General features: G+C 50.4%; 15 protein-coding genes. 3 read left to right on the forward strand and 12 right to left on the reverse strand.

What is annotated here, in order from left to right; genetic code table 11:
* Window positions 1–12 precede the first annotated feature (12 nt).
* From WH46_RS04900 to WH46_RS04920, 5 genes are all read right to left on the reverse strand, one after another.
* Window positions 13–693 carry a hypothetical protein gene (locus tag WH46_RS04900; RefSeq protein WP_046225919.1) on the reverse strand — a complete coding sequence of 227 codons (681 nt, stop codon included), beginning with the start codon at window positions 691–693 and terminating at the stop codon, window positions 13–15.
* Window positions 694–809: 116 nt separating this feature from the next.
* Window positions 810–2,090: a vWA domain-containing protein gene (locus WH46_RS04905; RefSeq protein ID WP_017814012.1), complete on the reverse strand. Its 1,281-nt coding sequence runs from the start codon at window positions 2,088–2,090 to the stop codon at window positions 810–812.
* A gap of 446 nt (window positions 2,091–2,536) precedes the next feature.
* On the reverse strand, window positions 2,537–4,930 hold the full coding sequence (locus tag WH46_RS04910) for a hypothetical protein (protein WP_046225920.1): 2,394 nt from the start codon (window positions 4,928–4,930) through the stop codon (window positions 2,537–2,539).
* A gap of 1 nt (window position 4,931) precedes the next feature.
* Window positions 4,932–8,321, reverse strand: a complete 3,390-nt coding sequence (locus tag WH46_RS04915) for a tubulin-like doman-containing protein (RefSeq protein WP_046225921.1) — start codon at window positions 8,319–8,321, stop codon at window positions 4,932–4,934.
* Window positions 8,322–8,520: 199 nt separating this feature from the next.
* Window positions 8,521–10,299: a vWA domain-containing protein gene (locus WH46_RS04920; RefSeq protein ID WP_046225922.1), complete on the reverse strand. Its 1,779-nt coding sequence runs from the start codon at window positions 10,297–10,299 to the stop codon at window positions 8,521–8,523.
* Between the two features lie 396 nt (window positions 10,300–10,695).
* On the opposite strand from WH46_RS04920, the gene WH46_RS24020 reads away from it, so the two are divergent.
* The 3 genes from WH46_RS24020 to WH46_RS04930 are packed head-to-tail and all read left to right on the forward strand — an operon-like array spanning window position 10,696 to window position 13,754.
* Window positions 10,696–10,842: a hypothetical protein gene (locus WH46_RS24020; protein ID WP_017814008.1), complete on the forward strand. Its 147-nt coding sequence runs from the start codon at window positions 10,696–10,698 to the stop codon at window positions 10,840–10,842.
* 33 nt (window positions 10,843–10,875) lie between these two features.
* Window positions 10,876–11,835 carry a hypothetical protein gene (locus tag WH46_RS04925; RefSeq protein WP_046225923.1) on the forward strand — a complete coding sequence of 320 codons (960 nt, stop codon included), beginning with the start codon at window positions 10,876–10,878 and terminating at the stop codon, window positions 11,833–11,835.
* On the forward strand, window positions 11,832–13,754 hold the full coding sequence (locus WH46_RS04930; RefSeq protein ID WP_046225924.1) for a hypothetical protein: 1,923 nt from the start codon (window positions 11,832–11,834) through the stop codon (window positions 13,752–13,754). The genes WH46_RS04925 and WH46_RS04930 overlap by 4 nt, the downstream gene beginning before the upstream one ends.
* A gap of 174 nt (window positions 13,755–13,928) precedes the next feature.
* On the opposite strand, the gene WH46_RS04935 is transcribed toward WH46_RS04930, so the two are convergent.
* The 7 genes from WH46_RS04935 to WH46_RS04965 all read right to left on the reverse strand — a co-directional run bounded on the left by WH46_RS04935 (window position 13,929) and on the right by WH46_RS04965 (window position 23,153).
* Entirely contained in the window at window positions 13,929–15,332 is a 1,404-nt protein-coding gene (locus tag WH46_RS04935) for a M20 family metallopeptidase (protein ID WP_046225925.1), read from the reverse strand.
* The gene (locus tag WH46_RS04940) at window positions 15,333–15,683 is read right to left on the reverse strand and encodes a hypothetical protein (RefSeq protein ID WP_046225926.1); all 351 of its coding nucleotides are present in this window, start codon (window positions 15,681–15,683) and stop codon (window positions 15,333–15,335) included.
* 32 nt (window positions 15,684–15,715) lie between these two features.
* Window positions 15,716–17,029, reverse strand: a complete 1,314-nt coding sequence (locus tag WH46_RS04945; protein ID WP_046225927.1) for a GTP cyclohydrolase IIa — start codon at window positions 17,027–17,029, stop codon at window positions 15,716–15,718.
* Between the two features lie 195 nt (window positions 17,030–17,224).
* On the reverse strand, window positions 17,225–18,496 hold the full coding sequence (locus WH46_RS04950) for an amidohydrolase (RefSeq protein ID WP_046225928.1): 1,272 nt from the start codon (window positions 18,494–18,496) through the stop codon (window positions 17,225–17,227).
* A 91-nt stretch (window positions 18,497–18,587) separates the two neighbouring features.
* Complete coding sequence (gene abgT / locus WH46_RS04955; RefSeq protein ID WP_046225929.1) at window positions 18,588–20,123, reverse strand: p-aminobenzoyl-glutamate transporter; 1,536 nt, start codon at window positions 20,121–20,123, stop codon at window positions 18,588–18,590.
* Between the two features lie 383 nt (window positions 20,124–20,506).
* The gene (locus WH46_RS04960) at window positions 20,507–21,253 is read right to left on the reverse strand and encodes a YcnI family copper-binding membrane protein (RefSeq protein ID WP_046225930.1); all 747 of its coding nucleotides are present in this window, start codon (window positions 21,251–21,253) and stop codon (window positions 20,507–20,509) included.
* A 73-nt stretch (window positions 21,254–21,326) separates the two neighbouring features.
* Complete coding sequence (locus WH46_RS04965) at window positions 21,327–23,153, reverse strand: copper resistance CopC/CopD family protein (RefSeq protein WP_197088246.1); 1,827 nt, start codon at window positions 23,151–23,153, stop codon at window positions 21,327–21,329.
* Window positions 23,154–23,219 lie beyond the last annotated feature (66 nt).

Here is a 23,219-nt window from a genome sequence, read left to right on the forward strand (position 1 = left end):
ACCATCTTCCCCCTACTCCAAAATCAATTCGTACATCTGTCCATATGTACGTCCATCCGTGAAAAAGAGCCGTACATATTCATTCTTGCCTATTTCGATCGCCGGCAGTTCATTACGCCCAGCCTGGAAAGATTCTGCAAACGGGTATACAATTCCGTCTTCCCGGTTCGCCGGATAACTGCCTTCTTTTTTGACATAACAGAGTACATCGCGGGCTACCGGTACTTCGGCATGCACATCGATACGCACCGTTTTGCGTTTGCTGAGCCAGCTGCCCTGCTGGCGGATTGAATAATGAATTTTCGCCCGGCCGGCACTGACTTCGATACGATTATCTCCCTCTGGCTGATGCAGAAGGGCATGTTCGCCTTCCTGCTCTGCCACCAGATGGATTACATAACCTATTTTGCCAAAATGATCGAGCCGATCGCGGTATCCATTGGCAGCTTTGTATTCTTCACGTGTATACAATTTTAGTCCCTCCGCCAAAGGAAGCTGGTCACTCTGCCATCCTGCAGCTCCGCCAGATTCAGCAGCAGCATCCGCTGCACCACTCTCGGATAATTTCTGAATATATACCGCCTGTGCGTCCCGCGGCCATAACCACCGCAGGGTGCACCATCCATCCTCTACCTGAGCGGTCAGTCCACGAATACCCTGATCGCTACCTGGTTCTGCATCGATATAACGCATTGCACCATCTCCTTTCTGCTTGAGGAACTTGATTGTACTGCTGTCATACTTTTCGCTTTCATTATTGCTCCGAGCATTTGCTCTTACGTGTTACGTAACGACGATGTGGCTGGCTTCTACCGCTGGAAGCTGCGGGCGCTCTCTCCGCGTCTGCGACGAGGACTACCCGAGCTGGTTGGCGGTGGTGGCGGGGTATCATTGCGTCGAATCATCCGTTTGTTGTTCTCACCGATTGGAATAACCAGTGTGAACAGCGCAATGATCAATGCCAGAATCATAATCGCGAGGAAACGGATAACTCCATCCGTCCAGTCGGTCTTGCCGATTCCCCATTCCAGCAGCAGACCTGCCAGCAGACCTCCGACACCGCCACCTATACCAAAGCTGCGGGCCAGGAAGCGATTATCAAACAGCAAGCCCAGACCGACTCCGAGCAGCCCGCCCAGAATCATCACAAGCACAACATGCAGAATCTGATAGTACAGATTGCTGTTGAACGGTTCACTACGTTCGGTTACCAATGTGCGTTTGTCCAGTGTGTCATAGATTTGCTGGAACGTCTTCGGCAGATCGATAGCCTGGGATACATCATAGTATTGTCCGCCCGTCTCCGAAGCAATTTGAGGCAGCAGATTCGGATTCACGTTATCTTGCAGACTCAAGCCAACAGTGTGAATCGCAATCCCCTGCTGCTGAAAAGGCTGCAATGTATCGGAACCGAGTGTACTGTCTCCATCGGACAGCATAATCACGACTGTACCGCGGGTATCGTCATTGTGTTCTTTGATCATTTGCATGGCTGTATCGAGTGCCAGCGTAAAATCGGTACCCCCATCGGTAGTAACCATCGTATCCATCGTCTGATGAACTTGCTGCTTGGAAGCTGCATTCAGTACAGTCAGCGGCAGTGCCACGCTGGCCTGATCGCTAAACTGCACAATACCTACACGCATATCATCATCCATGGAATCTACCATGTTTTTAACGGCCTGATAACGTAGGTTCTGCGGATCGGTACCCTGCATACTGCCCGAGTTATCAATCACAACTACTACGTCACGAACGGTTTTGGCTCCATTAAAATCAAGCTGGTACAAAGCTTCAGCTGCCACTCCGCCAACGAACATGACTACCAGCGTGGCAGGAACGAGCAGCTTCCACGATACATCGGTATACCGCTGTCTCCATGAAGCGCCATTTAATTTAGGTGAAATCATTTCGGCCAGCAGGCAGAAAATCCCGATCATTAGACTAATAATGCCAAAATAAATCCCCATCAAAAGAATACGGGGCATCCGGTCAAAATACGAATGCAAAAACCATTCGCTGAGAACAAAACCGATAGCTCCTCCGATCAGACTGAATAAAACCATAAGCCAGTTTACTTTGCGCTGCATCTCTGGCGTCTCCCCTTTTCCATTGTTAAGTATCTGCGAGGTTTTGAGGGATGCTGCGCGTGGGAAGATGGGAAGGTACATCGCTCAGGGGAAAGATGATCCAGCCGATCGCTGTTGACCATGGATATCTCGAAAAACTGCCTGTAGCAGTCGATATCCATGGTCAAAGGCGAACGCTTTGCTTCTATTGGATCATTCTTTCCCCTTCGCTCCGTGCTTCCTTCTACCCTGCTGCAGATCTGCCAAAAGCCTCGCATCCGGCGCTGCGCGCGCCATTTTGCCGTTTGGTAAAAATGGGTTGGTGCGTTGGAATTAAGAATACCTGTGTTACGAATAGACATATCTAGTAGTGAGTATTGGTCGTGATAGGTTGGCCTGGTATTGCTTCTTTGCTGCTTGTGTTGGTTTAGTAGCTGCGATAGTATGGTCCCATTTTATCCAAACGGCTATGCATGATTTATTCTGTTCAAGCCAGATTCTTCGGTATGGAACGTGTATCCGTTCTGAACATAGGTGTCGTAGTACGTTTTGCCGTTACGGTAATAGATTAGATCAGTAATACCGAAGCCGCCCATCAGGTTGAGCTTCTCGACGCCGCTGGTACGGTCTTCGTGAATAAATCCGGTTTTGTAAATGCGGGTCGTGTTATCGACACCGGCTGCATAGCGGACAAATTCGCCGTTTGCGTTACCGAACATGTACTTTTCCTCATACCGGTGCTTATGGGTGTAATCAAGCAGCCGGATATGAATCGTCGCCCGGTCTTCAAGTGTACGGTACAGTTCCTTGAACAGGTCCTCCTGCGACAGGGCCTGCTTGTTGGCATAATCGATCGTCACATTGGCTCGCTGCAGCAGCTCTTGTTCAAAGGTCTGGGACAGCACCTGTGACGGCAGTAATTCCTGACGGCACACTGTAATCAGGCGTTCGATAAGTGCTGGTGAGCCCTGCTCCAGCAGACTCGTTATATCGCCCATGCTGCGTTCTTCGAAAAAGGCACCTTCGCCGCGTTTGTCCTCGATCTCCTGCATTACCTCGGCGGTCAGGCGACTGTAGTAGTCCGTAATATTCTGGCCGATATAATCATCGGCGATACGTATACTCTCCGCAGCTGCGATATGGAGATCCTGACCGATCTGATCCATTCGGCGTACCAGTTCCATACTGCCCCGGTGCAGGGCGGCGAGCTGTTCTTCCCAGCCGCGATATAATCTCAGCCTTGTCTGCAGCCGCAGAATATGAAGGCGATGCGGATAGATCGTCTGGATCAGCGCCCGCGTCAGATTGCGTACATTATGCTTGTCCATAAACGGCATCTTCTGAAAAGACAGCTCATCCGTGCGGCTGTTATACCACTGCTCCAACTCCAGCTGTGCCTGCTCCACTGCGATATTCAGATCACGAATACGGCTGCGCAGCACTTCCCACAGGCTAGCGTTACCTGCTTCATCACTCCAGGCTGCCAGCTGATAAAAATGGACATCTGCATGCTCGCCCATCTGCTCGGCAACGATACGTTTGAATTCCTGCGCTGCGTCCCACTCTGTCAGTCTGCGCTCGGTTTCCTGCTCGTAATTATCCCGGAAGAACGCATCGCCTCCCTTTTCGAACAAAGCATATTCCGCTTCACGCAAACTCATCGATTTGAGCGAAGCGAAGCTGACCGATCTCGTCATTAGACTGTTCATATCCTCCAGTCGCGCTTCATCCGGTATCAGATGCTCCAGCCGGCGATCCATAGATAGTTCATCCATGCCCAGCAGCTGTTCACGTTCACGTGCGTTCAGTGAAGGCTCACTCTTCATCCGCTGCACAATCCCGAGGAAAAAGTGCTCCAGTACAGTTAGTGCGATAGCCAGATCCGGTCTGCGTACACGGGCATACCCGGCCGATACCAATCCCTGGCTGCCATCTGCATTACGAATATTATTTTTAAAGGCTGTATTGTTATAATCCGAACCGCTAAATGCTGCATCACTGCCATGATCCGGACGCTGCCGGTTTTTCAGCAGACTGATCCGGCAGATCATATCATAATTGCTGTTCACGCCACCATTTACCGCTACTCCGCGTTCATTGCGGTCTGACAGTACATAGGCCAGTTCAAACAACGGTGCTGCCGTGTGATGCACCATAACGGATAGCTCATCCTCGGTACGCTGTAGTGGCGCACTCAGGCTGTAATCTTCCCGCTGCATCTGTTCCAGTTCCTGCAAAAAGGCAACACCTGCCGAGTTGGCATAACCGAAATTCTCTTCCTGCTCTCCTTCATGAATCAGCGCATAGATATCCATCTGCACCGACTTGAAGGACTGCCCCAGAATGGAACGGGCCAGCAGTGCAATCTGCGGTACCAGTATATTCATCGGATCCTCTACACGCGTCACTACCGACAGATGCAGCCGGTCAAAGGAAGAATACATTCTTCCAAAGTCGGCCAGTCTGCGGGCTGCCTGACGAAAAGCGCGGTTCAGCTCCAGCAGATGCCTACCATCCTGACGGAAATGCTCGCTCCAGTCGGGACGCTGCATCTTTTTACCGGAAGCCACTTCCGGTAGAGAAAGGTATGACAAAATCTGCTGCGGATCATCCGCTTCTGGTGATCGGGAAGAAGAGTCTGCAGCAGATTCCGGTAATACTTCAACATACATGACACCAGCGCCATTGTCCCATTTTTGGGCATTTACGCTTCTGATATGAGCAGCCGCATCGCGGACATGGTCCCCGATAAACAGGAAAACGGCGGGGTAGTGTATACTGCTCCGCCCGTCTCCCTGTCCGGCTGTTTTCTCTTCAGCAGCAGCGTATGCCTCTGCGAATTGTCTCAGCCGAACATCCATATTATCTCAATTTCCGGCGCAGATCGTTTAATTTGGTCACCATCTGCTTGTAGAACTGATAGGCTTCATCGCCATTGACCAGCTCCACACGCTCGTATTCCAGACGATCGCGCGCTTCCAGATAAGTCTCATACAATTCATCCAGCTTGGTCAGCAGCGGTATAATATCCTCCAATGCTGTCAGCTCGTTGTCACGGCGGTCCGCTTTGCGCATCAGTACCGCACGGTTTTTCTCATCCAGCTTGCGGAAGGCTTCGAATACTTCGAACTCTACCACATTTTTGGTCTTCATCAGATTCGCGAACGGCTCCCATGCTTCTTCTTCCGGATCGCGATCATACACATACAGTGCACCTTTTTTGGTGATCGTACCGGTATACAGTGCCTGTACAAACTGATCGATCAGCTTTTCTTCACCTTCAAAGCGTCCCAGCATGCTTTCTAGCTCGGTTATTTTCAGCTGAATCGCATCATATTTGGCCAGCTCTGCGCGTACACGTTCAATCATTTTCGGCGAACGGATCAGGTTCTCTGCAGCCAGTTCCTCATTGTAACTGTTAAAGATATCCTTGGATGACTCAGCCGGTAATCCTTCGCTCATCAGACGACGCAGTTCGGTCAGTGCACGCTTGATTTCGCCCAGATTCGGACGGGATGCATCCAGACGCAGATCGTATCCGGTTAGTACAGCGTCCAGATCGAACGGCTGACTGAAGTTTATCGCGAACCGGTTGCTTGTATTCTGATCCACATCTTTTTCGGAAATCACTCCGAGTGCACGGGCACGGGCAAAGTCAGCCCGGATACGCGCATTGTATGATTGTACGCGCGGATTGACGTACGTCTCTCCCCATGACTGCTCCGGGATTGGCGACGGCAGATACGTCCAGTTTTCCTTCTCGCTCATTACGAGGTGACGACCTACGCCTTCACGATCCAGGATTGTACGCTCGTAATTCTCCTCGTATACCTTGAGCGGTGTATAGACGAACAGCGGCACACCGTTACGAGTGTTCAGCCAGAAGATCCGGTTTTTCACCTGACTTTCTTTGATCGTGAAATGAGACTTGCCGATCGCATTGGTCTGGTAATTACGGATACCACGCAAAATGCTTGGCGCCTGTACCGGCACAGAGACAAAGCCCCATGAAGGGAAGTGCAGATTGCCTGCGCTGTTGCTCAAATGGAATACCGGCACCGCATCATCATCCAGACGGCTGGCAATCTGACGTTCCACGAATTTCTCGATTGGCTCGTCTTCGCCGTATTTCATCACCAGGAAGTCTTCCATCGAACGGGTGATCAGATCACCGAATTTGTCACTCAGGAAATCGGAGATGGAGCGCACGATATCGACTTCATTTTCTTTGACCCATTGATCGGAATGATCCAGCAGTTGCGTAGAGAAATCACGAATCAGATCGTCTCCGTCCTTGCTGTCCATAATATCGCTGACCGCTTTGGAGATATCCGGTACGCTGACCAGATTCCAGTAGTACGTTTTGTTGCCACGATGGTCAGCCTGCTCGGTACCGCTGGTCAGCAGCTCGCCATTTTTCTCGAAAATAGAGCTCAGTGCATTCAGCACTTCAGTGAATACACCGTAGATCCGGTTATTTTCACGGTTCAGCAGCTGATACAGATCTTCATAGAACTCGATCATTTGCTGAGTACGCTCGATATCTGCACGCAACCAGTACTCATCGATTTTGGCTTCGATATATACATTTTTCTTTTTGTCTTTGGAGACAAAAGCACTCTTCGCATCACCCAGACGATCATTGGCATACTCTGACGCTGATTCGATATCACGCGGAATGCGTGTCAGACTCTCACGCAGCGTCTCGATATACGACAGCAGCATTTTCAGCAGGGAGAAGCCGTTTTCTGTATACAGCATCCGGGAGACATAGAATGGTCCCTGTTCCGGGTGCAGGAACATACGGCGGATCTGATCGGAGAATTGACCGACAATCTCGCCCGGCAGCTGCTGCTTGGCTTTGATATATTCTTCACGGGCACGCACGAGGAACGTCTGCTCCAGTTCCGTATCCATGCTGACTGCCTGCATTTTAACTACATTGTTATAGCTCAGACGCTCACTGTTCTCAAAACCTGGCAGCGGCTCCGGTACGCGGGACTCAAACGTCTTGGTCATGGTGTCCAGATCGACACCCAGCTTGCGGGCAAAATTCTCCACCGCTTCCTGATCCGGTGCCTGATCGAACATTTTGTCCATCTTCTGGAACAGTCGGTAGGCCAGATACGTCGTCATCTCTTCAATCGGCAGTACAGCGGAAGAAGCACCGATGATGTTGTATTCATAGTTTGCCGGATACGCACGGTTCATCTGCGCGATATTGGTCCGGATATTGCTGATATAGTCATGAATCGCGAACTCTTCGCCGGAGGCTTTTTCCTCACTGGCCATAAAGTTCGTGATATTCTCGGCTGTGACATTCATACAGTAGTCATATGCATTTTCCAGCAGCTTGCCCTCGGTATTGGTCGCCGAGATCAGATGACACAGGTTAAATGGCGGCAGCGGCGAATTTACATTCAGAATACTGCCGTACTGCTGCTTGAAGCGCTCGCCGCGGCTATCGACATTCATCCAGTAATCCAGTTCCTTGAGCGCGGCATAGCCGTTTTTGCGAATATATTCACGGGTATGCTCACTCAGGCTCTTGTTGGACAAATTGACATCCGGGGTAAACAGATAGCCCAGCATGGTCAGACGGTCAATCCCGGCAGAGCCGTAGTCGCGTTCTACAATACCGCGCACGATATAGGAGATATCGAGGAACGAGCCGCTGCCTGTACCGCCGGATAGACCGGTGAGCAGGAAGACCATCAGCTTTTTGTTGGTGCCGACAGACAGTGTTTTGATCTTCTTATCGATACTCTGTACGACCTGATTGATCTTGGTGAACAGCAGCAGACGACCGGCCTGACGAACACCGGCAGCACCGTTCATACCGTCGGTAATGCTCATCTCCGGAGACAGCCATTCGGTAATATAAGGCTCCAGCAGGCTGCGGTTTTGCAGCAGGCCGCCGATTTCCGGATTGGACAGAAGTACAAACTCATTATGCGGGTCCAGGCCGATGCCTTTGTATTTCTTGTTACGATCCTGTTCATTTGTCTCAAAAGCCAGGAATTCCACGTTATCGGGCTTTTCCTGCTTTTTCTTGGTTACCGGGTCTTCCGGCAGACGGAAGCGACGGTTAATCTGGTATTTCAGACGCAGCAAGGCATCGATCCCTGTTCCCCCGAGTCCGATAATCAGAATCGGATTGTCGATGGTATCTACTCTTATTTTCTCGCTGACAATACCGCCACCAAGCGATACGTCGAGCTGTTGAATATGTTCTCTAACGATTGGTTTCATGGATGATCCCCCTTGTAACCTTCTAGTTTAACGTTCACTGAATTGATCTGTATTGCGTATTCACATGGAGCAAGTTCGTTGAATAGCACATGCTCTTGTGAATTGTACGATTTGATCATGAATTAAATATGTCTGACCGTTTCTCTTGTCCTGGCTTACTTGTGGCTTCCCGGCAAATATTACCCTGGAAGCCGTATCATCAGGTCAGATATTCCAGCAGAATAGTCTTGTCTACCTGACGCAGCGCGATCGTCAGACGATCTCCGCTTTTCACTTCATATCCGCGGGAAGCATCGATTGCACGACCGGACTTCTCGATTACACTGTCTCCGTGGTTACGAATCAGGATACGATCATTATTACCCGGTGTGAATGTGATACTCTCGGTCTCTTTGAGTTCCGGCGCCAGCTGCAGCAGCTGATGCAGGTTGAATTTGCCACGGAACGTGGTCAGTTTCTTGTACTGCGGGTAGGATTTCTCTCCGGTATTCTCGTCGCGGATCTCGATAACCATCTGACCTACGAAACCACGATTTTTCTGCTTGAGCATACGCAGCAGGAACCAGAGTCCTGTCAATACCAATACTACACCGATAGCAATCAGAATCCATGCCATGGTACCAAGGCCCGCAGCTTCCTGCGCCCCGGAAGTACCTGTGCCGCCTCCGGTTGCATCGACTGTAACCGGCGTCGTCTCGCGGTAGAAACTCTGCTCTTCCGCTCTTATAACCAGCTGGTATTTATGATTGTCCGGCACTTCAAAGGTTCCTTTGAATTCAGTACCATTTCCTGTTAATGGCACCTGGCTGGCTGCTCCGGTATCCATATCTTTGACGTTCAATACAGCTTTGAGGTTACCTACCTGAGACGCATCGGTCAGCTTTTGTCCGTTGCTGGTTAGATAGGATAGAATATCGATCTTATCGCCCTTGCCGTAATTTTTACTTGGAATCGGCTCCAGCGCCATTTCCAGGCTGTAATTGAAGATCAGGTTGATATCGATTTTGTCCTGATCGACCCCTTTGACCTGCAGTGTCCAGTCTCCCTGCTGCGGCTTAAGCAGTTTGACCAGGGAATAGCTTTTGGAAGTGGAGACGCTGACCTGATCGGAAGGAACAGCGACTTCTTTGCCCGACGGATCTTTTAGCTTCACTTCAACCTTTTGGGCGGACATGATCGAGATATTGGCTTCCTTGACGCTGGCATTCGGGATATTGATCTTCACATCCTGAAATTGTCCGTTACCGGTAATCGAATCGACCGGTACCACATTTACCTGCTGGTGAGCCGCGAAAATTTGACTCAGGATGCCTGGTAGCTCATCCGCTGAGCTGGTTACAAAAGATTTACCACCTGTCTCAGTAGCGATGTTCTTCAGCGCCTGCTGATTCAGCTTGCCATCGGCATTCAGTCCAACGGTGTAGACCGGATAGCCTTTTTGCTTGGCCTGCTGTACTGCTTCGTTCAACTGTTGATCCGCTTCACTGTTGGAGCGACCGGAGTTGCTGTTCAGTTCGTTATTACCATCTGCGAACAGCACGATCATTGGTTCATTACCCTGCTGCGAGCTGTCCTGCAGAATATTAACTGCTTCTTTCATGCCGACCGAGATATCCGTGTACGGTCCGCGATTCAGATCATCGATAAAGTTTTTGAGTTCTGTTTTGTCATCTGCCGAATTCATACCGGTCAATGCTTTCTCACGTTCAATTTGATCGGTATAGGCGACTACCCCTACCCGATCACCCTGGGTGGGCAGCATATCGACAAACAACTTCATCGCTTCATTCCCGAGCTGTTCGGGATCGCTGGATTTCATCGAGTTACTGACGTCCAGCAGCAGCACTGCATCCACCGAAGAGGATGGGCTGTTATTATTGGCTGCTGCCGATGCGGCAAACAGCGTACCTGGCAATTGTGTCAGACACAGGATCACTGCCAGCGTTATATACATAAGATTGAGTTTTCTACGGAACATCATTCTACTCCTTCGCTTAAGGTAAAATGTAGGACAAATATAGGACAGGCGATTCTCTCACATTGTAGCGGATTATAATTAAGAACCAGTTAAATTCACCTTAACATGCCTTAAAAAACATAAAGTGAAAAATTTGATACCATTTTCACCACAATATCCATAATAATCCATCTGCATCCAAAAAGTCTCGTTTACAGTCGAATGATCAAAGGAAGCCGGATATTATTATAACGTATCTGCTTGAATTCTTTCCCCACCCTGAGACGGGGGAGATCACTGGACTACAGGCTAAAAGTTGAATAATCTTCATCGCTCCCTTTATTCTGGAATAGAATTTCGCATAAAATAGAAAATAACCAAACTTCTACTACCTGAACATACAGAAAGGATTATCTTATGGATATACTTGCATACGCATGTGTCGCGATTACGTTTCTTTTTGTCGTGAGCCGCTTGTTAGCTTACGCATTTCGCCGTAAAAAAGCTCCTTCTGAAGAGGAGTTGGAAAAGCAGCTGCTGGCCGCCGTTAACGATCGGGAATAACCAAATACGAATTACAGAGAGTGATTGCATACCATGACAACGACCAAAAAAGCGGTTCAGCTACCTGTACTGGAGCGAAGCCGCCGCAACTATGACCGGCTGCGGGTCTGCCGCCGATGCGGACAGTATACGATCCTGCCCGGTGAACAATGTCCCAAATGCGGCAGAACCCGTCTCGTTCCGGTGATGGAACAGGCACGCTCCAAGGCTCGTCGCAAAATGCTGAACGAAATTTTATTTGCCCTGCTCCTTACTATCATAGCCGTTCTGCTGTCACAGGATATGACGCAGATCGCTATTGCTGCTGTGAGTGGTCTGGTGCTGATAGCTCTGCTGGTGCTCGTACAGCGCCGGATGATGGGACGGGAGACGCTGCGGCAGCTCAGCCGCCTTTTCCGTTATAATCGTGCTACGATCTATGATGGACTGGTACACGATCAATCCATCGGTGTAGAGACGGTACGCAGCGGAGAAGATGTAGAAGGTTATCATATGCTTCGTCAAACATCTGTACTGGTCCATAACGACCGGCTCCGTCTTGCTCTACTGTCACTGCTGCAGAATTTCCGTTTGCGCAGCGATATGGACCTGGATCTGGAATCGCTGATCACACGGGATTTTGATCCGCTCGTCGCCGATTATATCGGTGAGATCGCCCGACTCAAGCGGGATATGATCAAGGATCGTTCGATTCGCTATATTATTGCCAACGAACCGAGGATTCTGGAGATGGCAAATGGATGGAATATTCTGATCAGCGTAACCTCGGCTGCTGTACGGATGAAGCGTTATGTCACCATGTATCCAGGCTTTATCCGCCGATACGCCCGCTTCCTGCCGCGGGAACGCTTTGTACGGCTATATCATGTAGTGCGTCAGGATCCGGCGCTGCATGGAGAACTGCTAGGTCAGGATATGGAAAGTATCCGGGCAGAGCTGTATGCAGACGATCCTTCTTTTGAACACGATACTGCCGGAGTGGAGCGCTCATGAGCGTACTCCGGCTATTTTCGCTACGCAATCTGCTGCTGGCCTGCTGTACTGTCGGTCTGGTGCTGGTCGTTATGAAAAGTGTCGGCATTTACCATACTATCAGCTGGGTCAAACTTGCCGATCAATATTATGCACAGCAGAAATGGGTGCCTGCCCAGGAATGGTACAGCCGGGCGAATAACAATCATTATTTTACGTATCAGGAACAGCATATTGCCACTCGACTGAATGAACTGGCACCGATTACCGCCTGGAAGGAAACCGTCGCTGCCAGTGCCAGTGAGCTACAGGCAGCAACGGATACGCAGCAGTTCGATTCATTTATGAATGCTTTTCAGCGCTGGGCACAGCATGTAAAGCAACAGCAACAAGCCGATGCACGGTTCAAAAAAGAATACAATCAGATTCAAGAGCAGTATCAGATGAAGCAGCGGATTCAGACGGGGTTCACGGCTTTCCGCAGCAGCTTTGAGGCTGCTCTGCAGCATAATCTGGCACAGGGAAACTATACGGATGAATCTTATAAATGGAATCTGCTGCGAATCCCCACCAATTATTGGGACACCAAGCAGCCACGGGACGAATATATTCGTACTCTGCTGCAAACCTACGATCAGACCAAGCTGAAGCGCCTGGCAGCAGCAGGTGATTTCAATACATTTCTAAGTCAGGCGTCTACGACCTTGCAGGCGTATCAGCAGCATAATTATGAAGCGCCATGGGTCGCCGAGCTCGCAGAAAATGGAGCTCGCTCCGTCATTACCAAGGATATTCAGGCCGGACAGGATGCACACTTTATCGCTCATGCTCGCAGCTTTATGGATAATACCGGGCAGATCGGGCTGGAGTCTTCATCGGTTCTGACCCAGATTAATCGGCAAATTGATGTGCTGCAGAGTCAGGCTGCCGGGCTCTCGACCCAGGGGCAGTTCCAGCAAGCTCTGACACTGTACCAATCCCTGAGCACGCTCAAAGATATGAGCGAACCAATCGCTCGCACCCAGATTGCCTGGGCTACAGCAGATCCTGCACATCTGCTGCAAAGCTCCAACGCTTCGATAGCGTATCAGCACATTACAGGCGGCGTGAACTGGAAAGATGTACCGGTATACAGTATCGCTACCGACTCGAATAACCGTCTGTTCTTTGGTCAAATGTCAGCGGATGGAGCCGTTAGTGTATGGTCTGGCGAAATAAGTGAATCTGCTGCCGGAATTCAGTCCCTGTCCCTGGAGACGCGTCTTAGCACCCGTTCACAGCCAATCGTGCTGGTACAATCGGACTCCGGTACTACCGGCTATACGCAGTATTCCCTGTACGCTTTTACCGGCAGTGAAGTTCGCAAGCTGCTCTCTGTCGCAGCCGTTAGCTACGAGGTATCCGCAGACGGCAGTATCTTGATGCATCAACCGCTTGAAGGCGCTACTGGTCAGACGGATATCTATACACCTGCACAGGATGGCAGCTACACACTCAGTGATAGACGTACCGATAGCACAAATTATCTGTCTGTGTCTGCCGGAGAAGTATCGTCCCATCTGAATGAACCGCTGCAATTCAGCGCAGAGATTGTATCCGTCGATGCCGACGGTGCGCTGGCCAAGCAAGGTAACAACTATATACGGTTAACCGGCGATCTGGAATTTACAACAGGTACATTTACCATTTATGGACGTTTTACTGGCAGCTTTGCATCGCTCGATTCCAGTTCGGGCGGGATATCCGGCGGTACGCAAGAGTCGCCGAACAGTGACAGTTCCGACACGGATAGTACAGAGCCGGCAGAGACGGACGGTACCAATTCAGGAATGCCGGACGAGAGCTTTGAACCGGAATACGGACTTGGCGATCGACCCCCATCCGGACCGATCAATAGCGCAGCAGGTATTCCGATCGTCGAAGTGGATCGGATCGAATAACAGCTGGCTAATATGGATAACCCAATCAAATAAATACAACCAAAACAAAAGACCAGGATCTTTTTCCAGTTACGGAAAAGAATCCTGGTCTTTTATTGATTCTATGTGGCAATTATTTCTACCCTGATAGTTATTACTATAGAAGTGCTGTCTGCTTCGTGTGGACCGTCCATGCTAGCGCTGCAGCGCAGGCTGGACTTCTGCCGGAATTGGACATTGATAAGGCTGACCGTCCAGCCGCTCATTCAGCTCATTTCTGGCAGACTGCAGCAGCTCCGGCTGAAGCAGCAGTTGTACAGCGGTTGCTGCCATAATTTTGCCGGCATACAGCATGCCCTTGTGTCCGATAGAGGTACGTCCCAGCGATACCCACTGCCAGCTGTGCGCCGACGTCCCTATCGCAAAACAGGCAGTCGTGCACTGCACCGTTGGCGTGATCCAGCTTACATCCGCTACATCTGTAGAGCCATAGAGCATCTGTCCATGCTCATAAGGCAGCACTTCGCTCGCCAGAGATCGATGACGCTGTGACAGCGGCAGCTTCTGCGCCAGACGTTTCTCCGGTTCGGTCAGCGTCTCGCGTACCGCTGCTGCCAGCTCCAGCTCGTCCTGTGTATGTACAGGCACCGGAAACTGCCCGAACTGTTCAAGCATCACCTGCTCCAGTGTCCGATTCGGCACGATCTCCGAGCAGGCTTTGTCAAAAACAATCTCGACTTCGGTACCGCTCATCATCGCTGCTCCGCGGGCGATATCGTGAACCCGCTCCACCACTTCTGCCGCTTCATGTACATGAGGTGCGCGAATCAGATAGAGTACTTCGGCACTGGCCTGCACCACATTCGGTGAACGCCCTCCTGTATCGGTTACAGCGTAATGGATACGAGCTTCCTGAATAATATGTTCGCGCAGATAATTGACGCCGATATTCATCAGTTCGACCGCATCCAGCGCGCTGCGACCCATATGCGGCGCAGCAGCTGCATGAGCACTGCGGCCTTTGAATTTATAATAAAATTGATAATTAGCCAGCGTATTCACCGACATTACACTGTGATAGTCAAAAGGATGCCAGGTGACCGCACTATCCACATCATCAAACACGCCGGCTCGGGCCATAAACGTTTTGCCCGAACCGCCCTCCTCTGCCGGACAGCCGTAATAACGCACGGTTCCTGTCAGCCCATGCTGCTGCATATAGTCCTTGACGGCGATCACAGCAGCGAGTGAACCGGTTCCCAGCAAATTATGCCCGCAGCCATGACCATTACCGCCCGGCACCAGTGGTTGCTCTGCCGCCACACCTGCCTGTTGGCTAAGTCCGGACAGGGCATCATATTCGCCCAGCAGTGCAATGACCGGGTGACCGCTGCCATAGCTGCCCATAAAGGCTGTCTCGATACCGCCTATTCCACGTTCAACAGTGAATCCTTCTTCTTCCAATGCCATACATAAACGTTCGGCAGAATGCTCTTCCTGAAAACGAGTCTCTGCATAATCCCATATCTGATCGCTGACTGCTGTAAGCTTATCCTGTCTGGAGTCTATCGCATGGTGAATCGTTTTCGTATCGAGCATTTATTGGTTGCCTCCCAATCCTATGAATATCATGATAAATACCAGTTCCAGCATATAGCCGATTACCAGCATCATGGGTATCGTAACGATCAGCAGAATTCGCTGCAGCCTGGGTTCGACCTTATAGGTAGTCATCCAGCGGCGTAGCCAGAACCATGCCATGACCAGTGCCGGTACAATAATGAGCAGGCCAATCGCTACTACGCCATAATACAGCCACATTGCTGTCTCTGTACCTGCGCCTCCGGCAAGCCATCGTTCTTTGCCGGTTACCAGGGCAATTACAGCTACTACCATAATGAGATAATATATTTTGAATACCGTACTTTTTGCCATTGAACCTTTGTTCACATTCCTCATCCTCTCACTCGTCTGTCTCTATCTTAACGAATCCGTCGCAGCCGGTAAATTTTGCGCGGTCTGCCGCGTACTGATTGTTGTTCCTCACCATCGATCTCGGCAAGGCCAATCTGGCACAGGCTGCTCATTATACGTTGCGCATTGCGGATCGTCATCGACAGATGCTGAGCAAGCTGGGAAGTGGTGAAGCCGTCCCAATTCATATGACGGGTTAGCGCTTCAATTTTGTTATAGGATTTTACACTGACATTTACTTCATTTAAACGGGCGAGCAGATCCTGATCCAGCGAACGCGAAGCATAGCTCCAGGTCGTTTCATCCTTGTCAATTTCGCGGATATCTCCGTTATCCTGCACAATCACAAGCATCTGATCACGCTTGGGCCGGGCATGCTGGAGAGCAAGCATCGCATGGTTCCCTGCGGCAAATGCAGTATCGCCATAGCCAATGCCTACCGACACGGGGATATCCATATCCAGCTCCATCTTCTCGACGATGCGGCGCAGACTAGACAATTCCCGCTCGATTGCTCCGCGCGTGCTGATCAGCTGGTAACTGCCTGCGCCATGAGGAACCATCACTCCATCGATGCGCTCGCAAAGTTCCAGCAGATGCTGCTGCATTTGCAGTTCGGCATGCTGCACTGCATAACGATCCCCGGAAGCCCGGTCCCGGAGTGTCATCAGATCACCTTCGATCATCTGCATTCCGATCTGCGTATCCTTGAAATACGAGCTGCGTGCCTGCTGAATCAGCAGTTCGGCAGCCTGCCGGATATCCTGGCGGGTAATGGTCAGTCGGTACACCGGCATTTTGTGCTTTTGCAGTTCGCTATAAATAAAGTGCATACAGGTTAATGCAGCGGCGCTCTGACCGCTTTTCCATAATTGCAGATGAAAGTTCACAATCTCATACGGATCGGCAGAACCTTCGAATATATTCAGATACAATTTCTCCGCCGAGATCCCCAGCTCTGCCAGTGATTCATGCAGATCCAGGTCTTCTGACTGCACCATATCGATAGAATACAGCCGATCACCAATATCCTGTGATTGCAGCATCTGCACCATCCCTTTGTACAATCCCGAGCCAGCCGGTTTGCAGTAAACTGCCAATTCGGATTCTCCAAGATAAGGACGCGCTATGGACATTGGCACCGGACCGGAGAAGAACCATCCTTTGAGCCCCGGACGATGCTGCTCCAGAATACCCGGAATTTCCTGCGGATGATTATAGACCAGTGGAATAAACTGTGCATCTTCCGCCATATGCCGTGTAATTTCCAGAATATGATCGACAGAAGGTTGAGGCCCGATTACACCAAGACGATACGTCATAGAATTCTCCTTCACCACTTCACTTGTTATCAATCCAGCTATAATTATTATAGCAAGTATACCAAGTTCCTTATAGAAAAGAAGCTTGTTCGGATGTAAATCGTGCACCCACGCTGTAAAAAACAGAAAAGGAACATCCCGGCTGCGCTCTCCTGTTTACGGACTACCAGCCCTTATATTCAATCATCGATCGCCTTATGAGACTTCATTTCCGAGCACACGCAGTGCAATTCGGCGGAACCATTCGATTCCGATTGGTAGCGACTCCTCTTCAATATCGAAGCGTGGATGATGATGTGGTACCGGGTTACTCGCTCCGATAATCATATAGGTCGCCTGGCCTCCATTTTGCTGAACACGGCGCAGCATATAGCTCGCATCTTCACTTCCGGTAGAGTGCGCCATCTGTTCAGATACCGTATGCACCCCGGGAATACCCTGAGCAGCTTCACGAGCCAGCTGCACCATATCCGGATCGCAGGTGATCGGAATCGCGCCGCCGGCAATCTCGATGCTGTAGGTTAGCCCGTGCATACCTGCGCTGTGTTCAACAATCTGCCGCACACGCTCTACCAGCTGACTATTGGTTTCTTCCGACTCCGATCGGGTCTCTACGACCATTCGGGCATGTTCAGGAATAATATTGGCTGCTGTGCCGCCTTCCAGTACACCTACATTAATACGGGTATCTCCGGTGCTATAGCGCGGAATCGCATGAATATTCAGCAGCGCTGTAGCTGCGCCCAGCAGGGCATTTTTGCCTTTTTCCGGATCGGCTCCCGCATGGGAAGCAACGCCGCCAAAATGTACAGATAGCTTGGTCGTTGCCAGATACCCTTCAGTACCGCCATGTACTTGTCCGGTCGGCACATCACAGCCCAGATGCGCGCAAAAGAAGTAATCCACATCATCCAGTATTCCCTTTTCCACCATGGCATAGGCACCCCGCACACCTTCCTCGGCAGGCTGGAAAATGAATTTGATTGTTCCGCGCAGCTCTTGTCCAGCCAGCGCTTCTGCTACACCAAGTCCAATTGTAGTATGACCATCATGGGCACAGGCATGCATATTGCCCTGGAATTGTGAACGGAAACCGCCAGCCTGCGGAGGATGATCGGTATCGGTACTTTCTACAATCGGCAGTGCATCCATATCAAACCGAAACGCAAGCGTAGGTCCTGGCTGTTCCCCCCGTAAAATGCCAACTACAGCGGTATATCCGCCTTTCATCTTTTGCAGGATCTTGGGATCGGCTCCATGCTGCAGCGCACGCTCATATGCACTATCCAGCACTTCTTGTGCGGGCAATCCCCTGCGAGAAGGTCCATCGATCGCATCCTGTCCATAGATCACTTCATATCCGAGAGCTTGCAGCGTCTGTACGACTTTGCAAGCTGTACGAAATTCGGTAAAACCTAGCTCGGGATGCTGATGCAGATCCCGGCGGAGTTCAAATATGTCTAACATAAGTTGTTCATCTCCTCTATTAAAATTCAAACCAGATCCCAAATAATAAATAGCCTGCCTCTAACTATGCATCTCGCCCTGATGATTATCCCTACAGCTTCGGATATACTCCCGGCCCGATTGGCAGCCCAAGCCAATACCACACTACCAGCAGCAGCGACCAGACCAGCAGGAAAATAATCGGATAAGGCAGTACCAGCGAATAGTAGGTTCCCAGCTTGGCATCCTTTTGGTACCGCTGGAGAAAGCTGAGGAACAAGGGCAGAAATGGAGACATCGGTGCAAAAGGAATAACCGACGAATCCGCCACCCGGAAAATCATCTGGGCAAAAGCCGGATGGAAACCAAGCAGCATGAACATGGGCACAAACACCGGTGCCAGAATCGACCAGATCGCCGATCCGCTGGCAATAAACATGCAGAGCAGCGCAGACAGGAACATTAATCCGAGAAAAGCCGGAATGCCCGCTGTATTGGTCTTTTCCAGCAGATCGGTAAGACCGAGTGCAATAAACTTGCCCATATTGCTCCAGTTAAAAAAGGCTACAAACTGGGACAGTGGGAATACCATTACGATAAAACCAGCCATGCCTTTCATCGGATCAATCAGCAGCTGCGGAACATCGTTCTGGCTGCGGATCTGACGAGTTGCGATACCATAGGTTACTGCCGCGACGAAGAATAGCAAGATAATAGTAGGAACAATACCCGACATAAATGGAGACGGCACAATCGTTCCGAGCTCCGGATCGCGCAGAATAGCATTGGATGGCAGTACCAGCAGAGCAATCACAACCAGCGAGATCAGAGTCGCGATTCCACTCGCCAGCAGCCCTTTGTTCTGCAGTGGTGTCAATTCTTCCAGACGATCTTCCTGTCCTTTGCTTTGGTACACAGGCAGCCGAGGTTCTACAAATTTGTCCGTAATCAGTCCGCCGGTAATGGTCAGCACAATGACAGAGGCCGCCATAAAGAACCAGTTATCCAGCACACTGACATGAATAGCCGGATTGACAGCTGCGGCAGCTTCGGTGCTGATCCCGGACAGCAGTACATCTGTCGTCACAATCAACAGATTGGCAGTGAAACCCGAACCTACACCAGCAATAGCTGCGAGTAGACCGGCTACCGGGTGGCGTCCAACTGCGAGGAACATCAAAGCACCCAGCGGCGGCATGATCACAAGCGCAGCATCCGAAGAGACATGGCTGAAAAAGGCGATAAACAGCACCATATAACTGGCGTAGCGAGCACTGACACGAGAAGCCATTTTCAGCATCAGCGCCTGCAGCAGGCCGACCTTCTCGGCCAGACCGGCGCCCAGCACGAGTGCCAGAATGGAGCCAAGCGGAGTAAAGCCGCTGAAGTTCTTGATCACATTGGGCAAAATCCACTGGATGCCTTCTTTGCTCAGCAAATTCTTGACCGTTACGGCTTCACCTGTAGACGGATCGACAGCTGATATATGCAGCCAGGATAACACTGCTGTTGCCAGCATCAGAATAATGATCAGGTACACAAACAGCAGAAACGGATTTGGAATTTTGTTACCGACTCTTTCCACCCAACCAAAAATGCCACTTGAATTCGAATTCGTCTTTACCGGTACTCCGTTTGCTCCACTCACAGACCTTCCCCCTAATTAAAGACTATTTAACGATATTTTCGTTTAAATGATTATAGTGAAAGAATTCATATCGAAGCAATACTTATGTAATGTATTTTTACAAAAAGATAAATAAAAATTAATAAATATGCATTTCCGACCTCATTAAAGCATGTATTTACTCTTAATAAAGTATATATGTACTCTGAATTAAGTAGATCTAACATATATATGACTTTGTGTAAGCCTTATCAATATCATGCTTTTCTTTTTTCTACTTCGAATCTCGATTGCTGTTGTCGTAATATTTGCGCAAAGTCAAAAAAGCCTGACCCTTTTAAAAAGGAAATCAGGCTTTTTCGGACAATCGTTATACTCTTGCTATTGGTTTTGTAATAAAGCTGTTATTTACTGCGTTTGCGAGCTGCAGTTACCCATGCACCGATCGCTGCGATCAAAGCGACGATCGCTACGACCAGAGTTGCAGTCTGCATGCCCGTGCTAGCTGGAGCCGAAGCTGCCGGAGCAGTCGTACTGCCTGCTGCCGGTGTATCTGTAGAGGTTGCCGCAGTATCCACAGCAGCGCCTGTATCCGTACCGGCTGTACCGCTGCCCGCTGTACCTGCTGTGTCATGACCATGATCAGCTGTGGCTGCCGTATCGGCACCCGCGGCACTCACTACCGTCATGGAATGAGGCGTATCACTGCCTTCATCTCCAGTCCATTCGACGATACTACCATCGCTGTAATACTGATACGCATCCCAGTTCAATTCGCTATCTTTGGCAGGATTTTCTCCTACAAAGACAAACTGCTGGAACTGTCCTGCTTCAATACCGCCGCTCTCTGCTTCCCAGGTTACAGCCGTCACTTCGCCGGCATCATTTTTCTCGGTTGTCGTTTTCCAGCCCGGAACTGGCTGATACTGCTTGAAGGCCAGGTTTTCCGGTACTTTCAGCGTTACTTTGGTTGTAGGAATTTCTTTTTCCGAAGGTACTTTGATCGTGTATGTCTCCCATGCGCCAGTCATGGATTCAGCTGGTTTGACGGTAACATGCGCACTGGCAACGCCTGCGAACGTTACGAATCCGGCCAATGCAGCAGCCGAAGTAAGTGTAATGATACGGGTAAATACAGATCTCAATTTCATGAGTGAATAAGCCCCTTTGTCTGAGTAATATAGATTGCCTCGCGCCCTGTATGGTACCGAGCATTCCTGTTTATTAACCTACCTTGATGGTAAACTGCACATCCATGCTATCCAGCTTTTTGGTCAGAATATGCATATCGATCTGCCAGCGTCCGTTCATGCTGATCATGGACTTCTTCTGGTATACACCATTTTGTGCATCTGCACTGTTCATCGTGAATTGAGCAGGTGCCATAGCCATATCCATATGCGTCATGGTCACTTCAATCTGTTCTACATCTACGGGCTGTCCTTTGGCATCCTTGACGGTAACGATAAAGTCATTGCTGCCCATCTCCAGCGGCGTTACCTTGAGACTCACATCGTATCCTTCAATCTGCTGGGTCTGAGCAGTAATCTGTTCAGGCTTGACCTTGACCAGCGAGCCGCCCATTGGCGACAGATGCACCAGAATAGCCGCCAGCACCAGAATAACGAATCCGGTCAGCACTTCCCAGATCAGATCCTTGCCCAGCTCCTCTTCCTGCTTGCGGCCTTTGACATAGTTCATACCGGCAAAGGCTGCCATGATCAGGAAGAGCAGGATTTTGCCCAGCAGCGTCAGTCCATACGCTGTCGTAAACAGCGAATTCAGCTCCGGCAAATACACCAGACTGCCATAGATGCCGGTGACCAGCAGTGCAGCTACCGAGACGATCGCCCACCAGGAGAATCGGCGCACGATACTCCAATATACATTACGGCGTTCCTCTCCATGATAGAGCCCTGCAATCTTCGGCAGGAACAAGGCAAGCGCCAACAGCGCGCCACTCCAGACCAGAGCCGACAGCAGATGAATAAAGTCAGCCGCAATCGCAATACCTGCATAAGGTTCTGCATAGGCATGACCGTCAAATGCTTTGGCCAGCAGCGCCGCGATCAGCAGCCCGAATGAAGCCATCCCGATGATTTTGCGAACCTGTGCAGATAAATTGCGCAGTTGCATGATCAGCAGACCTGCAATTCCGAGCAGCGTGAAAATCATCTGCAGCAGCCATACTTTACCGAATACGGTGCCCTGCAGAGTCGTCATCACTTCAGCACCTGTACCGGATAAAGGTACATCCGCATCCCAGGCAATCCGCAGCGGCAGCTGGATTAGCAGCGCTGCCAGAGCAATTACACTGCCTGCGATAACAAACCAGCGATAACGGCCGCTCATCATCCAGCCTGTATTCTCCCCGGTGCGCAGACGCTGTGGCAGCAGGAACAACGTCAGACAGAGTGCCCCGAGCAGCATCGCCTGTCCGGCATATTGCAGCCAGCGCATCACGACCAGCATCGGATTCACCGGTTTGTCGCTGATACGGATATCTGTATCGTTAACATCTTTGCCGGCCCCATCGCCCACCTGGAACACGATTCCTCCCTGCACCGGATGTCCGTCACCAGATACCGCTTTCCAGGAAATATTGTAAATGTCTCCGGCCAGCTTCATCGGTACATCCGCTTTGAGCACCGTACCGTCCTTCTCGTCAATCTGCGCCTGGATCGGCTGAATAACCTTGCCGGACGAATCCATCAGCTGAATGCTGTAATAGGCGCGCTGAATATCTTCATTAAAACGAATCTTGATCTGCTGCGGTGACTGCTCCAGCACCTCATTTTGTGAAGGTGAGGATTCCACAACGGCCGAATGTGCCAGCCCCTGTTGCGGGAACAATACGCACATCAGGAGTACCAAGAGAGCGAGCAGACTGTGCATCATCGTTCTGCCTTTGTGAACGGCACGCTTATTCGATAGCCTTGCTGTATGCAGGGAATCGCTTTCCACATGGCGATAGTGAACAGCAGCCGATGGTGAATGTCCGGCTGACTGCGTGTTCTGTAATTCATCTAATCGTATACTTCTGTTACTCAATCCTTCACCTGCTTTCCGAACGGGCATGGGACCCCAAGTCCATTGCACCTTTCTCATCATAACGGA

The sequence above is a fragment of the Paenibacillus dauci genome (assembly GCF_000971985.1).
Lineage (GTDB): Bacteria > Bacillota > Bacilli > Paenibacillales > Paenibacillaceae > Saccharibacillus > Saccharibacillus dauci.